This is a genomic window from Aeromonas sp. QDB11 (assembly GCF_027705265.1).
Classification (GTDB): domain Bacteria; phylum Pseudomonadota; class Gammaproteobacteria; order Enterobacterales; family Aeromonadaceae; genus Aeromonas; species Aeromonas allosaccharophila.
Window position 1 is genome coordinate 1 of the sequence record NZ_JAPDBM010000040.1, and the last position, 13,828, is coordinate 13,828.

Annotated in this window: 14 protein-coding genes; 5 read left to right on the forward strand and 9 right to left on the reverse strand. The window is 59.7% G+C overall.

All coding sequences use genetic code 11. From position 1 onward, the window contains the following. Positions 1 to 335: 335 nt before the first annotated feature. Together OKC40_RS14030 and OKC40_RS14035 are read right to left on the reverse strand one after the other, a co-directional pair. A complete protein-coding gene (locus tag OKC40_RS14030) occupies positions 336 to 2,918 on the reverse strand; it encodes a bifunctional acetate--CoA ligase family protein/GNAT family N-acetyltransferase (protein WP_270795619.1) in 2,583 nt (860 codons plus the stop codon). 73 nt (positions 2,919 to 2,991) lie between these two features. After that, entirely contained in the window at positions 2,992 to 3,183 is a 192-nt protein-coding gene (locus OKC40_RS14035) for a hypothetical protein (protein WP_005339486.1), read from the reverse strand. Positions 3,184 to 3,375: 192 nt separating this feature from the next. Here OKC40_RS14035 and OKC40_RS14040 point away from each other — a divergent pair, with 192 nt between their 5' ends. Then, positions 3,376 to 4,239 (forward strand): hypothetical protein, encoded by an 864-nt coding sequence (locus OKC40_RS14040; RefSeq protein WP_234602922.1) that lies wholly within the window; start codon positions 3,376 to 3,378, stop codon positions 4,237 to 4,239. Here OKC40_RS14040 and ilvY read toward each other — a convergent pair. Next, positions 4,228 to 5,121, reverse strand: coding sequence for an HTH-type transcriptional activator IlvY (ilvY, locus tag OKC40_RS14045; protein ID WP_088868139.1), 894 nt, complete (start codon positions 5,119 to 5,121; stop codon positions 4,228 to 4,230). The two genes, OKC40_RS14040 and ilvY, sit on opposite strands and share 12 nt — an antisense overlap. A 252-nt stretch (positions 5,122 to 5,373) precedes the next feature. On the opposite strand from ilvY, the gene ilvC reads away from it, so the two are divergent. After that, a complete protein-coding gene (ilvC, locus tag OKC40_RS14050; RefSeq protein ID WP_234602920.1) occupies positions 5,374 to 6,855 on the forward strand; it encodes a ketol-acid reductoisomerase in 1,482 nt (493 codons plus the stop codon). On the opposite strand, the gene OKC40_RS14055 is transcribed toward ilvC, so the two are convergent. The 6 genes from OKC40_RS14055 to coaBC all read right to left on the reverse strand — a co-directional run bounded on the left by OKC40_RS14055 (position 6,852) and on the right by coaBC (position 12,430). After that, positions 6,852 to 7,037 (reverse strand): hypothetical protein, encoded by a 186-nt coding sequence (locus OKC40_RS14055; RefSeq protein WP_234602918.1) that lies wholly within the window; start codon positions 7,035 to 7,037, stop codon positions 6,852 to 6,854. The genes ilvC and OKC40_RS14055 overlap by 4 nt on opposite strands. Then, the gene (gene pgi / locus OKC40_RS14060) at positions 7,025 to 8,674 is read right to left on the reverse strand and encodes a glucose-6-phosphate isomerase (RefSeq protein ID WP_270693800.1); all 1,650 of its coding nucleotides are present in this window, start codon (positions 8,672 to 8,674) and stop codon (positions 7,025 to 7,027) included. The genes OKC40_RS14055 and pgi overlap by 13 nt, the downstream gene beginning before the upstream one ends. 347 nt (positions 8,675 to 9,021) lie before the next feature. Next, positions 9,022 to 9,858, reverse strand: a complete 837-nt coding sequence (locus OKC40_RS14065; protein WP_270795622.1) for a mechanosensitive ion channel domain-containing protein — start codon at positions 9,856 to 9,858, stop codon at positions 9,022 to 9,024. A gap of 165 nt (positions 9,859 to 10,023) precedes the next feature. Then, positions 10,024 to 10,620, reverse strand: a complete 597-nt coding sequence (slmA, locus tag OKC40_RS14070) for a nucleoid occlusion factor SlmA (RefSeq protein ID WP_005339495.1) — start codon at positions 10,618 to 10,620, stop codon at positions 10,024 to 10,026. A 68-nt stretch (positions 10,621 to 10,688) separates the two neighbouring features. Continuing rightward, positions 10,689 to 11,147 (reverse strand): dUTP diphosphatase, encoded by a 459-nt coding sequence (gene dut / locus OKC40_RS14075; protein WP_270795623.1) that lies wholly within the window; start codon positions 11,145 to 11,147, stop codon positions 10,689 to 10,691. 80 nt (positions 11,148 to 11,227) lie between these two features. Further along, positions 11,228 to 12,430 (reverse strand): bifunctional phosphopantothenoylcysteine decarboxylase/phosphopantothenate--cysteine ligase CoaBC, encoded by a 1,203-nt coding sequence (coaBC, locus tag OKC40_RS14080; protein WP_270795624.1) that lies wholly within the window; start codon positions 12,428 to 12,430, stop codon positions 11,228 to 11,230. A 147-nt stretch (positions 12,431 to 12,577) separates the two neighbouring features. Here coaBC and radC point away from each other — a divergent pair, with 147 nt between their 5' ends. The 3 genes from radC (at position 12,578) to rpmG (ending at position 13,804) form a co-directional block, all read left to right on the forward strand. Continuing rightward, positions 12,578 to 13,252: a RadC family protein gene (radC, locus tag OKC40_RS14085; RefSeq protein ID WP_270795626.1), complete on the forward strand. Its 675-nt coding sequence runs from the start codon at positions 12,578 to 12,580 to the stop codon at positions 13,250 to 13,252. 136 nt (positions 13,253 to 13,388) lie between these two features. Next, a complete protein-coding gene (gene rpmB / locus OKC40_RS14090; protein WP_005307492.1) occupies positions 13,389 to 13,625 on the forward strand; it encodes a 50S ribosomal protein L28 in 237 nt (78 codons plus the stop codon). 11 nt (positions 13,626 to 13,636) lie between these two features. Beyond that, complete coding sequence (gene rpmG / locus OKC40_RS14095) at positions 13,637 to 13,804, forward strand: 50S ribosomal protein L33 (protein WP_005307500.1); 168 nt, start codon at positions 13,637 to 13,639, stop codon at positions 13,802 to 13,804. Positions 13,805 to 13,828: the final 24 nt, after the last annotated feature.

Below are 13,828 nucleotides of genomic sequence, written 5' to 3' on the forward strand. Positions count from 1 at the left end.
GTAGTTCAGTCGGTTAGAATACCGGCCTGTCACGCCGGGGGTCGCGGGTTCGAGTCCCGTCCGCTCCGCCACTAATTGAAAGGCCTTCCCAGATGGGAAGGCCTTTTTGCTATGGGCGATTTTTGACCGGTGACCACAGATTTGCACACCAGAGCCAACACAAAGCCCGCTCTCACGACCGGGCTTTGGTGTTTTTAGCGTATTAAACAGCCAATACCTGACTTGTATCCGCTGGAAGAGTGCCTGATTACCTGCTATTTTCACCATTTTCTAGCTATATCAGAGCCTTGTCGGCTTCATTCGCGGCTATTTTGACGAGTATACAGGCGGCCAAATCAGGCTTCCGCCGCCTGCTGGCTACAGGGCAGTTCCATATTGACTACCCCCTCTTCCATTTGCACGTCGATCTTGAAACCGAGCCGTTTGGCGAGGTTGACCATGCCGCGATTGCTGGGCATGGTCATGCCGGATAGTTGGCCAATCCCCTGTTCTTTGGCGTAACGGATGATCTTCTCCATCATCAATTTGCCGAGCCCCACCCCTTTCAAGTCCGATCGCACCAGAATGGCAAACTCGGCATCGCTCAGATCCGGGGTCGAGATCGCGCGTACCACGCCGAGGATCTGATCCTGCAGCTCGCCATCTTGCCCCACCGCTACGAAGGCCATCTCCCGGTCGTAATCGATCTGGGTCATGCGAGCCAACTCTTCATGACCCAATTCACCCACATCGGCAAAGAAGCGTTTGTACCTGTCTTCATCGGAGACTTGCAGTACGAACTGTTTATGAGCCGGTTCATCTTCCGGCCGGATCGGGCGCAGCAGGATATGGCGCTGATCTTTAAGCCAGGCGCCCTCCTCCAGTTCGGTAGGATAGGGGCGGATCGCCAGTCGATTGCTGGTCTGGATGGTGGGGTCAGCCAGCGTGAGGCTGGCATCCAGCACCACCATCTCGGCGCCGCACGCTTGTAGCGGGTGCAGATCCAGCTCCTGAATTTCCGGAAAGGCGAGCAGCAGCTCGGAGAGTTGGCAGAGCACCAGACCGAGAGCATCGATATCCAGTCGCTCCGGCGTGGCCTGTTCGCGGATCTTGCGGCTCTTGAGCGCACCGATGATCTGGTAACGAGCCAGCGCCTGATTGAGCGGTGGCAAGGCTGCTACCATCTCCTGCGGTTCGGCGCCCGACTCGCCCAGCAGGATGACGGGGCCAAAGATGGCGTCTTGCTGGATACGGACTCGCAGCTCCAGGCCGCCGCTGCGGCGAGCCATCCGCTGCACCAGCAAGCCTTCGATGCGGGCGCCCGGATCGTGTTGTCTGACCCGATCCAGAATGGCATCCGCAGCTTGCGCTACCTCGGCCGAGGTGCGCAGGTTGAGTACCACGCCGTGCACGGCAGACTTGTGGAGGATATCTGGCGAGCGCAGCTTCACTGCCACCGGATAGCCGATCTGCTCGGCGGTCAGGGTCGCCTCGATGGCGTCGGTGACGATCCAGGTTGGCAGGGTCGAGAGGCCGGCAGCCTGCAAAATTGGATGCACCAGATGGGTATCCAGCCTCAGTTGTTTGCGCTCCTGCGCCTGACGGATCAGCTGCTGGCACATCTCGACATTGAGCTGGTTGCCGTGCAGTGACGCCGGGGTCTCCATCAACTGCTTCTGGTTGCGGCGGTATTCCACCATGTGCATGAAGGCGGCCATGGCGCTTTCCGGCGTGCGGTAGGTTGGGAACCCCGCCTCGGTAAAGAGTTTGCGCCCTTCCTGCGCCGAGTATTCGCCCGCCCAGTTGGTGAGGATATTGAAACGGCGCGCTCTGGGATGCTGTTTCAGATGGGCGATAAGATGGCTGGCCAGCGGTGCGCTCGGTGCCGTGAGCGAGGGAGCGTGGATGATCAGGATGGCGTCGATACCATCTTCCTGCAACACGCTGTCCAGCGCTTCCTGATAGGTGGTAATGGTGGCATCGCTGCCAATGTCGAGCGGCGGGCGAGCCAGTTTGCCGCCGCGCTCCAGCAACACATCCACCGCCATATTGGCTAGCCCGCGGCCGTTGGAGATGATGGCGAGCCGCTCCCCCTTGAGGGTCATGGAGTGGCTGAGGGTTTCGACCGCGGCAAACAGCTCGTGGGTATCTCGTACCCGCAACATACCGGCGCGGCGGATGGCGGCATCATAGACATTGTCGAGGCCGTGGACCGGATCGTGGCGCCCGCTTTTCAGCACCAGGATCGGCTTGTTGCGCGAGGCTGCCCGCGCCGCCGAGAGAAAGTGGCGGGCGTCGTGCAGCTTGTCCATGTAGATCAAGATGGCGCGGGTGACGCTGTCGCGGGAGAGTTGATCCAGCAGCTGGCCGAAGTCGATGTCGCAGTGATCGCCAAGGGAGATGAAGGCGGAGAACCCCAGTTCATGCTGCTTGGCCCAATCCAGAATGGTGGTGCTGACGGCGGCGGATTGCGACAGAAAGGCGACCTGCCCCGGCTTTGCGGCAATCGGTGAAAAGCTGGCATTGATCCCCTGGCCGGGCAGCAGCATTCCCATGCTGTTGGGGCCGAGCAGTCGAATGCCATATTGTTGGCAGACCCGTTTCAGCTCCAGCCGCTCCTCGGTGGAAAAGTCGGCGGCCAGTATGATGGCCGCACCCGTACCCTTTTGGCCGAGCGCCTCCAGCAATGGCAAGACCCGCTCCCGCCGAGTGCAGATGATGGCGAGATCCGGAGTCAGCGGCAGGCTGGCAATATCGGGATAGGCCAGCACGCCGGCGATGGACTTGTTGCACGGGGTGACGGGGAGGATGGGCCCTTTGAACTGGCCCGCCAGCAGGTGGCGTACGATCACATGACCCGCCTTGAGCGGGTCGGTCGAGGCGCCGATCACGGCGATTGAGTGGGGTTTGAACAGCCGATCCAGACCGCTTGCTTTCATGGGCACTCCCGACAAAAGGGGGAAGATACCAGTCTAATACGCCTTTGCTGCGGGTTCTGTGACCGGATCCTGATCACCGTTTGTTCAGGGCATTGGCACGCAGATAAAAGCGCAGTTCGCCTTGCACCCGGCGAATGGCGCCCAGGTGGCGTTCCTGCAGATAGATATCCTGCTCCCGGTCCAGTGCCGTGCTGGGCACGCCCATGCTCTGCAGATACTCGTCAAACAGGGTTGAACCCTTGATCTCTACCAGATGCTGTTTCATGGCTCTCCTCCCTGCGCCTTGGCGTTTGTTGATGAGCGCCCAGTCTGCGATGACCTGCCAAGTTTGCCTATTGTCACTTTTGACACGAGATTTGACTCGAGAGCGCTCACACATCTTTCAGAGAGGGCACGGTGGAGGCGCTGGCTGGCGTTATAGTATGGCGAGGAGCTCGAGGCACGGATGGTGCAAGGGATGATCAGAGTCTGGTGGTGGTGGTGCATGGCACTGTGGACGGTTGGCGTATCGGCAACCGAGCAGCCTATCCGCGCCTGGAATCTGCTGCTGGATCACCCGAACCCCGCCGTCGTCCAGTTGCTGCGGCTCTCCCTCGATCTGACTGTGCCCGAATATGGCCCCTACCAGCTGGTATCCAGCCCGCAGATGGAGCAGGGGCGGGCGGTGAAAGAGCTGCGCAGCGGCGAGCTGGTTCAGGTCGGCGTCTTTGCCCCGGATGGCGAGCGAGAGCGGGAGTTGCTTGCAATCCACATTCCGCTGGCCAAGGGGCTGCTCGGCTGGCGGGTGTGCCTCATTCGGCAGGGGGATGAGGGGCGATTTGCCGCGATCGGGTCGTTGGCAGACTGGCATCGCGCCGGGCTCTCCATCGGTCAGCACAGATCCTGGCCCGATACCCGGCTGCTCAAGGCCAACGGCCTCAAGGTGACGGTGGGCAACCTCTACGAAGCGCTCTTCAACATGTTGCGCAAGAAGCGCTTTGACTGCTTCCTGCGCTCGGTCATCGAGATCGAGGATGAACTCAGGCAGCATCCGGATCTCGCCATCGAGCCCCGTCTGGTGTTTCGCTATCCGCTGGCGCTGCTCTTTTTCGTCTCGCCCAACTATCCGGAGCTGGCGCAGCGCATCGAGCTTGGCTTGCAGCGGGCGCGGAAAACAGGGGATTTTGACCGGATCTTCGAGGAGGGATTTGGCAGCACCATTCGGCGGTTGAAACTGGATGTGCGGGTGCGCCTCGAGCTGCACAACCCCGACTTGCCGCTGCCCAGCCGCATCATGATGGCCGATCCGGCCCTTATCTATAATCCGGTGTCAGCGCAATGAGCCCTGATTCTGTGCGGTATCCCAGAAGGCGCGGATCAGCGGCTCTTCCAGCCGCTTCTTGAGCACCCCGATCCCCACATCAAATGGTTTGAAGGCGGGTTTGAGGTCGATGATCCGCACCTTGTCGCCGAGCGGGCTGTGGTCGATCACCGCCGCCGGCACCAGCCCCACGCCACAACCGAGCGCCACCATGGCGACGATTCCCTCGTTACCCGCAACTTCGGCGTAGATGTTGGGGGCTATCCCCTTGTTGCGAAACCACTGATCGCTGCGTTTGCGGGCCAGCCCCTGCTCGGAGAGGATGACCGGCAGCTGCTCCCAGTCCGGCTCCCCCTGGCGGAACCACAGGTTCAGTTGGGGGGCATTGCGCGGCGCGATAAAGACCAGCGGCACCAGTTGCAGGCTGGCGAACTCCAGCTTGGCGGGCAGCGCATCGGGGCGAGCGGCGATGGCGAGATCGGCTTCATCGGCCAGGATCTTGTCCACCGCCAGCGCCGGGTCGCCGGTCTCCAGCTTGATCTCCAGCTGGGGGTAGCGGCGGCGAAAACGCTCCAGCACCTCGGGCAGCAGGAAGTAGCTGGCAGTGACCGAGCAGAACACTCGCAGCCGCCCCTGCAGCGGTTCGTCGCTGCGTTTGAGCTCCTGCTTGAGCTGACGCCACTCCTGCAACAGGCCGCCGCCAAACTCCCGCAGTTTCTCGCCAGCGGGGGTGAGCCGTACCGAACGGTTGTCCCGCTCGAACAGGATGCAGCCGGTCTCCTGCTCCAGTCGCTGGATGGCGCGGCTCAGGGTGGATGGGCTGACAGCCATGGCATCGGCGCTCTTGCCGAAATGAAGGGAGTCGGCGAGGTGGAGAAACAGCTCGAGATTGCGAAGGTCCATTGATCACTTCCTGCGGTATTCAGGGCATTGCGTCATGCCGAACACTCCTGTTCAGGCAACTGCACCCCAGATAATTCATCTGCGATATTGCTAAAACGGGAGCGCCCATGGGGTGAAATTGCCGAGAATCATCTTTCAATTATTGCAACGTACTGTTTCGAATATATCAGTTCAGGCAATAAGTGTCCCGCGCTATAGTGGTTCAGACAACGCCGCTATCCGGCATGGAATCAATCGAACGGAGCAATCACCATGGCTAACTATTTCAACACCTTGAACCTGCGTCAGCAGTTGGCCCAGCTGGGCAAGTGTCGTTTCATGCAGCGCGAAGAGTTCGCGGACGGCTGCAACGTGCTGAAGGGCAAGAAGGTGGTGATTGTGGGCTGTGGTGCCCAGGGTCTGAACCAGGGTCTGAACATGCGCGACTCCGGGCTGGATATCTCCTACGCCCTGCGCAAGGCCGCCATCACCGAGAAGCGCGTCTCCTGGCAGAAAGCCACCGACAACGGCTTCGCGGTCGGCACCTATGAAGAGCTGATCCCGAGCGCCGATCTGGTGCTGAACCTGACTCCGGACAAACAGCACTCCGACGTGGTGAAAACCGTGATGCCGCTGATGAAGCAGGGCGCCGCATTGGGCTACTCCCACGGTTTCAACGTGGTGGAAGAGGGTCAGCAGATCCGTTCCGACATCACCGTCGTGATGGTTGCGCCGAAGTGCCCGGGTACCGAAGTGCGTGAAGAGTACAAACGTGGTTTCGGCGTACCGACCCTGATCGCCGTTCACCCGGAGAATGATCCCAAGGGTGAAGGCATGGCCATCGCCAAGGCGTGGGCCTCTGCCACCGGCGGCGACCGTGCCGGGGTGCTGGAATCCTCCTTTGTGGCGGAAGTGAAATCTGACCTGATGGGCGAGCAGACCATCCTCTGCGGCATGCTGCAGGCCGGTTCCCTGCTCTGCTACGACAAGCTGGTTGCCGAAGGGACCGACAAGGCCTATGCCGGCAAGCTGATCCAGTTCGGCTGGGAGACCATCACCGAAGCCCTGAAACAGGGTGGCATCAGCCTGATGATGGACCGCCTCTCCAACCCTGCCAAGCTGCGCGCCTTCGAGCTCTCCGAGCAGCTCAAGACCCTGATGCGCCCGCTGTTTGAGAAGCATATGGACGACATCATCGCCGGTGAGTTCTCCCGCGGCATGATGGCCGACTGGGCCGAAGACGATGCCAAGCTGTTCGGCTGGCGCGAAGAGACCGGCAAATCTGCCTTCGAAAACGCCCCGGCGTTCGCTGGCAAGATTGCCGAGCAGGAGTACTTCGACAATGGCGTGGTGATGGTGGCCATGGTCAAGGCGGGTGTCGAGCTGGCGTTCGAAACCATGGTGGCCTCCGGCATCTACGAGGAGTCTGCCTACTACGAATCCCTGCATGAGTTGCCGCTGATCGCCAACACCGTTGCCCGCAAGCGTCTGTACGAGATGAACGTGGTTATTTCCGACACCGCCGAGTACGGCAACTACCTGTTCGCCAACGCCGCCGTGCCCTTGCTGCGTGAGAACTTCATGCCGACTCTGAAAGCGGGTGATCTGGGTGCCAGCAAGGCGGAAGGGCAGAGCGTCGATAACCTGGCGCTGCTGGTGGCCAACGAGGCGACCCGCAACCATCCGATCGAGAAGATCGGTCAGGTACTGCGTGGCTACATGAAGGACATGAAACGCATCGCCGTTGGCGGTTAAGCCTGCATCGGGCTGGATGATGAAAGGGCGGGGATGACGATCTCCGTCGCCGGTCGGACTGGAAACCCGACCGGCCAGCCAGAAAAACCAGCCTGACAGTCATAAAAGATGGTCATAAAAAAGCCCCGCTCATCGAGCGGGGCTTTTGCATTCAGAAAGGCCGGATAAATCAGGCTTTCCAAGCTTTCCAGGTGTTGATCAGACCGTTGGTGGAGCAGTCGTGGCTGGTGACAGCCTCGGCGGTGTTGAGCTCCGGCAGGATCTTGTTGGCCAGCTGTTTACCCAGCTCCACGCCCCACTGGTCGAAGGAGAAGATGTTCCAGATTGCGCCCTGTACGAAGATCTTGTGCTCGTACATGGCGATCAGGGCGCCCAGGGTTTTCGGGGTCAGGCTCTTGAACAGGATGGAGTTGGTCGGGCGGTTGCCTTCGAACACCTTGAACGGTACCAGATCCTTGACCTGCTCCAGAGTTTTGCCAGCAGCCAGGAACTCGGCTTCGACCTGTTCCTTGCTCTTGCCGAAGGCCAGTGCCTCGGTCTGGGCGAAGAAGTTGGCCAGCAGTTTCGGGTGGTGGTCACCGATCGGGTTGTGGCTGATGGCTGGCGCCAGGAAGTCACAGGGGATCAGCTTGGTGCCCTGGTGGATCAGCTGGTAGAAGGCGTGCTGGCCGTTGGTGCCCGGCTCACCCCAGATGATGGGGCCAGTCTGGTAGTCAACCGGCTTGCCGTTGCGATCCACGTATTTGCCGTTGGACTCCATGTTGCCCTGCTGGAAGTAGGCAGGGAAGCGATGCATGTACTGGTCGTACGGCAGAATGGCTTCGGACTCGGCACCGTAGAAGTTGTTGTACCACAGGCCAATCAGCGCCAGCAGCACCGGCACGTTCTGCTCATAGGAGGCAGTGGCGAAGTGCATGTCCATCTCGAAGGCGCCTTGCAGCAGGGCTTCGAAGTTTTCGAAACCGACGGACAGGGCGATGGGCATGCCGATGGCAGACCAGGAGGAGTAGCGGCCGCCAACCCAGTCCCAGAACTCGAACATGTTGTTGGTGTCGATACCGAACTCGGCCACGGCCTTGCCGTTGGTAGAGAGCGCGGCGAAGTGCTTGGCAACGTGGGCCTTGTCACCGGCGATGTTGATGAACCAGTCGCGGGCGGTCAGGGCGTTGGTCATGGTCTCCTGAGTGGTGAAGGTCTTGGAGGCCACCAGGAACAGGGTAGTTTCCGGATCGATCTTCTTCAGAGTCTCGGCGATGTGGGTGCCATCGACGTTGGAGACGAAGTGCATCTGCAGGTGGTTTTTGTAGGGACGCAGTGCCTCGGTGATCATCACCGGGCCCAGATCGGAGCCACCGATACCGATGTTGACCACGTGCTGGATCGCCTTGCCGGTGTAGCCTTTCCACTCGCCGGAGATGATCTTCTCGCAGAAGCCCTTCATCTTGGCCAGTACGGCGTTCACTTCCGGCATCACATCCTTGCCGTCGCATTCGATGGGGCGGTCGGAGCGGTTGCGCAGGGCCACGTGCAGTACCGAGCGACCTTCGGTCATGTTGATCTTGTCGCCATTGAACATGGCGTCGATCGCGCTGCGAAGATCAGTCTCTTTGGCCAGATCAACCAGCAACTTGAGGGTTTCTTCAGTGATCAGATTCTTCGAGTAATCAACCAGGATGTCGCCGCCGAAGGTGAGGGAAAACTTGTCAAAGCGCTTCGGGTCTTGCGCGAACAGATCCTTGAGTCGGGTCTCTTTGTTTGCTGCAAAGTGGGCTTCCAGTGCCTGCCAGGCCTGGGTTTGGGTTGGATTGATATTTTTCATAGGATTCCTGAAATGCCAAGTTGTGTTTGAACCTTGCAGGCAAGGTCCCGCCAAACCTTATTATCCGAGCATTATAGCGAGCCGATCGGGCGGCCCGTGTAACAGATTTTTACCGATTGTCTTTTACCGCAATGGGTCACTGTCGGGAGCATACAACCAGAACATTGGGATTATGTGTCACGAAAGCAAGGCGGATCTTGCGCTTGCTCATGATTGGGGCCACCCCGATGGCCTGAAATTGTTTTCATCCGGTTGGCTTGGTTATGCATCGAAACGGCCATGGGCTGGGGCCAGAAACGACAATGCCAGCCCGAAGGCTGGCATTGTGGGTTGCTGCAGAACCGCGATCACGCCTGCGGTTTTTGCATATGCATCACCATCTGCGGGAAGGGGATCTCGACGCCTTCGGCATCAAAGGTCAGTTTTACCTTCTCGTGGAAGTCGAACCAGACACCCCAGTAATCGGCGGTTTTCACCCAGGGGCGCACCACGATATTGACCGAGGAGTCGGCCAGCGCGGCGACGGCGATGGTGACGGTCGGCTCTTTGAGGATGCGCGGCTCTTCGTTCACCAGACGATCGAGGATCTGCTTGGCCTTGCGCAGGTCAGAGCCGTAGCCGATGCCAAAGGTCATATCGACGCGGCGGGTATCCATGCGCGAGTAGTTGACGATGGTGCCGTTGAGGATGGCGGAGTTCGGGACTACCACCATCTTGTTGTCACCGGAGGTGAGGGTAGTGGTAAAGAGCTGAACGGACTGCACCACACCCGCAGTGCCTGCCACTTCGATAAACTCGCCCGCCTTGATGGGGCGGAAGATGATCAGCAGGAAGCCGGCAGCGAAGTTGGAGAGCGAGCCTTGCAGCGCCAGACCGATGGCCAGACCGGCGGCACCGATAATGGCGACGAAGGAGGCGGTCTGCACGCCGACACGGCCCAGCGCGGCGATCACCACGAACACCAGAATGGCGTATTTGAGGATGCTGCCGACGAAGTGGGTGACGGTGGTGTCCAGCTTGCGGGCCTGCATCACCTTGACCACGCCACCGCTGATGAGGTTGGCAGCGATATAGCCGACCAGCAGGGTCAGCAGGGCGGCGGCGATATTGACGCCGTATTCGATCAGCAGTCCCTGATTATTGACCAGCCAGGTCTGCGCTTCGGTAATGATTTCGGGTTCCATAGGGTGTCCTGTCAGGTTCTAAAAGGTTTATGGTGGATAAATCTAACACCGCAGCGCGACAGTACGGGTCGCATCTGGTACTTCTTTTCTGCCATAAAAACCTGACACAAAAAAGAAGGGAGGCCAAAGCCTCCCTTCTTTTTGCTGAATGACGCGAAAAAACCATCAGCTCTGCAGCAGCTGGCTGCGGATAAATTGCCACTGATCTTCGAAACCGGCGGTCGGCTTGAGCTTGAACTCGGAGCGCACGAACTGGCTGATGCGGCCTTCGGTGTAGGCCAGCAGCAGATTGGCCAGCATGGTCTCGTCGAGCTGGAAGCCCTGGCCCTCGCGTAGCCGCTTTTCGCGCAGCACCTGCTTGATCTGGGTCTCCAGCTTGTCGAACAGGATGCTGATGCGATCCCGCAGCCGATCGTGCTCACCCAGCAGGGCGTCGCCGTTGAGGATACGGGTGATGCCGGGATTGCGCTCGGCAAACACCAGCAGCAGCTGAAGGATGTGGTGGCAGCGCGCCATGGTGTCCTTCTCTTCCGCCATGATCAGATTGACCCGTGACAGCAGGGAATCCTCGATAAAGTCGATCAGCCCCTCGAACATCCGCGCCTTGCTGGGAAAATGTCGATAGAGGGCTGCTTCAGAGACGCCGACCTCGGCCGCCAGACGGGCCGTGGTGATGCGCTGACCCGGACTGGTTTCCAGCATATGGGCGAGCGCCTGCAGGATCTGATCGCGCCGACTCTGTTTCTGATTACTGCTTGCCATGGATTCCCCTAAAAAAACAATGGCTTGATTCTATTATTAGGCACCGCCCATCAGGCTGGTGTGGTCTGTTATTGGCGACCAGAAGAACCAAAACCGCCTTCACCCCGTTCGCTCTGGTTGAACTCATCGACCAGTTGGAAGCTGGCCTGAACTACCGGCATGAGCACCAGCTGGGCGATGCGCTCGCCGGGTTGTATGGTGAACTCATCCTTGCCGCGGTTCCAGACCGAGACCATCAGCTGACCCTGATAGTCGGAATCGATGAGACCGACTAGGTTGCCCAGCACGATGCCGTGCTTATGGCCGAGGCCGGAGCGGGGCAGGATGGTGGCACACAGACCCGGATCCTGGATGTGGATGGCCAGACCGGTCGGCACCAGGGTGGTATCACCCGGGGCCAGAGTCAGCGGCGCATCCAGCAGTGCGCGCAGATCCATGCCGGCAGAGCCCGGTGTGGCGTAGGCGGGCAGCGGGTACTCGGTACCGATACGGGCATCCAGAATCTTCAGTTCAATTTGTGTAGTCATGAATCGCTTTTTCAGTTGGATCTTGTATTGGCGCCCCTCTTGGCAGGCGGGGTGCCGTGAGTCTTGTTCTTTCGGGACGCTCAGAGCCGGTAGTGGCGCGCAATCAGGGCGATCAGGTGACGGGCCAGCGTCAGCTTGTCGGCCAGCGGCAGCGGGGCTTGGCCCCCTTGCCAGAACACGGTCAGGGCGTTGTCATCGGCGTTGAAGCCTTGCCCCTCGCGGGACACATCGTTGGCGGCGATCATGTCCAGCCGCTTACGCTGCAACTTGTCGAGGGCGTATTGTTCCACATCCACGGTTTCGGCGGCAAATCCGACGGTGAAGGGTTTGTCTGAAAGGGCACCGACGGCCGCGATGATGTCGGGGTTTTTCACCAGCTTCACCACCATCTGGTCGTTGTCGCCGGTCTTCTTGATCTTCTGGCTGGCGACCTGTTCGGGGCGGTAGTCGGCTACTGCCGCGCAGCCGATGAAGAGGTCGCACTCGCCCACCCGGCTCATCACCGCCTGATGCATCTGCTCCGCGCTCTCCACATCGATGCGGGTGACGCCAGCTGGTGTAGCCAGCGTTACCGGGCCGCTCACCAGCGTCACTTCGGCGCCCGCTTCACGGGCAGCGCGAGCGATGGCGTAACCCATCTTGCCGGAGCTGTGGTTGCTGATGTAGCGCACCGGATCCAGCGCCTCGCGGGTTGGACCGGCGGTGAGCAGCAGTTTGACGCCTGCCAGCAAGGGCTCGGCGGCCAGCTGCTGGCAGCAGCGATCCACCAGTTCGAGGGGGTCCAGCATCCGCCCCGGGCCCACATCGCCACAGGCCTGGCTGCCGGCATCCGGCCCCCACAGCAGAATGCCGCGGCTGGCCAGGGTCTTGAGGTTGGCCTGGGTGGCGGCGTTGAGATACATCTGCTGATTCATTGCTGGTGCCAGCGCGATGGGCGCCGGAGTGGCCAGACAGAGGGTGGTCAGCAGTTCGTCGGCCATGCCGGCCGCCATACGGGCCATCAGGTTGGCGCTGGCGGGGGCGATCAATACCAGATCGGCCCACTTGGCCAGCTCGATATGGCCCATGCCCGCTTCGGCAGAGGGATCCAGCAGGCTGTAGGCCACCGGATGACCGGAGACCGCCTGCAGGGTCAGCGGGGTGATGAACTCCTTGGCGGAGCGGGTCATTACCACCCGCACTTCGGCGCCCTGATCTTTCAGGCGGCGTACCAGCTCGGCACTCTTGTAGGCGGCGATCCCGCCACTGACACCCAACAGGATGCGTTTATCGGCCAATCTCATCTGCTGTTTCTCTATCCGGCTCATTCTGACTGGTCGGCTAAGATACCACAGGCAATGGATGACGACAGGGGTTGGCATCAAGGGGTGTGGTCGGGCGCGCGCAATTTTTTGCTATGTTTTTTCTCAACAGGGATGAGGGAGAGACAAATGAGCATCAAAGAGTGGCCGGAAGATGAACGCCCCAGAGAGAAGTTGCTGCGTCAGGGGCCCGCGGCGCTCTCCGATGCCGAACTGCTCGCCATCTTTCTGCGAACCGGCGTCAATGGCCTGAGTGCAGTGGATCTTTCACGTAATCTATTGAATCAATTCGGCTCTTTACGCAGTTTGCTGGGGGCGGGTCAACGGGCATTCTGCGAGGCGCACGGCCTTGGCCCAGCCAAATATGCCCAGTTGCAGGCGGTGCTGGAGATGGCCAGACGCCATCTGGCCGAGCAGCTGCAACGGGGTGATGCGCTCACCTCGCCCCAGCTGACCCGCGACTATCTGCAGGCCCAGCTGCGGGATCGGCCGCGCGAGGTGTTTGCCCTGCTGTTGCTCGACAATCAGCACAGAGTCATTCAATTTGTTGAGCTTTTTTTCGGCACAATCGATTCGGCGAGCGTCTGGCCAAGAGAAATCGTGCAGATCGCGCTCAAACATAATGCAGCCGCGGTGATTCTGGCGCATAATCACCCGTCCGGCGTCGCCGAGCCCAGTAGGGCCGACCGCCAGATCACGGATCGGATCACGGCCGCTTTGGCCCTGATCGATATCAGAGTGCTGGATCACTTGGTGATCGGTGACGGCATCACGGTTTCTTTTGCCGAGCGCGGTTGGTTATGACTGTGCTCTGGCACCGTATTAGTTGATCTTTGATCACGGATGCTGTATAAAATGCCGCCTTCTGTTTGCCCCGCAATCGAAGGCCAGCGGGGCAGATATTTGCTCGAGCAATGAAGTAAGATTTGGAGAGACTGACATGTCTAGAGTATGCCAAGTAACCGGCAAGCGCCCGGCAGTTGGTAACAACCGTTCGCACGCCAACAACGCCACCAAGCGTCGTTTCCTGCCGAACCTGCACACTCACCGTTTCTGGGTTGAGAGTGAAAAACGCTTCGTAAGCCTGCGCGTATCCGCAAAAGGCATGCGTATCATCGACAAGCGTGGCGTTGAAGTGGTTCTGGCTGAACTGCGCGCCAGCGGTGTTAAGGTATAAGGAATTAGATCATGGCTAAAGGTATTCGCGAGAAAATTCGCCTGAACTCCAGCGCCGGTACTGGTCACTTCTATACCACTACCAAAAACAAGCGCACCATGCCCGAAAAAATGGAGATCAAAAAGTTTGATCCCGTTGTTCGTCAGCATGTGATCTACAAGGAAGGCAAAATCAAGTAATTACTTGATGCTGCATTCCCAAAA

Coding starts and splice junctions, on each gene's coding strand:
- OKC40_RS14035 (WP_005339486.1), bottom strand. CDS start 3,183: ATGAAACAGCATCTGGTAGAGATCAAGGGTTCAACCCTGTTTGACGAG.
- OKC40_RS14040 (WP_234602922.1), top strand. CDS start 3,376: ATGATCAGAGTCTGGTGGTGGTGGTGCATGGCACTGTGGACGGTTGGC.
- rpmG (WP_005307500.1), top strand. CDS start 13,637: ATGGCTAAAGGTATTCGCGAGAAAATTCGCCTGAACTCCAGCGCCGGT.
- rpmB (WP_005307492.1), top strand. CDS start 13,389: ATGTCTAGAGTATGCCAAGTAACCGGCAAGCGCCCGGCAGTTGGTAAC.
- radC (WP_270795626.1), top strand. CDS start 12,578: ATGAGCATCAAAGAGTGGCCGGAAGATGAACGCCCCAGAGAGAAGTTG.
- pgi (WP_270693800.1), bottom strand. CDS start 8,674: ATGAAAAATATCAATCCAACCCAAACCCAGGCCTGGCAGGCACTGGAA.
- slmA (WP_005339495.1), bottom strand. CDS start 10,620: ATGGCAAGCAGTAATCAGAAACAGAGTCGGCGCGATCAGATCCTGCAG.
- ilvC (WP_234602920.1), top strand. CDS start 5,374: ATGGCTAACTATTTCAACACCTTGAACCTGCGTCAGCAGTTGGCCCAG.
- OKC40_RS14030 (WP_270795619.1), bottom strand. CDS start 2,918: ATGAAAGCAAGCGGTCTGGATCGGCTGTTCAAACCCCACTCAATCGCC.
- OKC40_RS14065 (WP_270795622.1), bottom strand. CDS start 9,858: ATGGAACCCGAAATCATTACCGAAGCGCAGACCTGGCTGGTCAATAAT.
- ilvY (WP_088868139.1), bottom strand. CDS start 5,121: ATGGACCTTCGCAATCTCGAGCTGTTTCTCCACCTCGCCGACTCCCTT.
- dut (WP_270795623.1), bottom strand. CDS start 11,147: ATGACTACACAAATTGAACTGAAGATTCTGGATGCCCGTATCGGTACC.
- coaBC (WP_270795624.1), bottom strand. CDS start 12,430: ATGAGATTGGCCGATAAACGCATCCTGTTGGGTGTCAGTGGCGGGATC.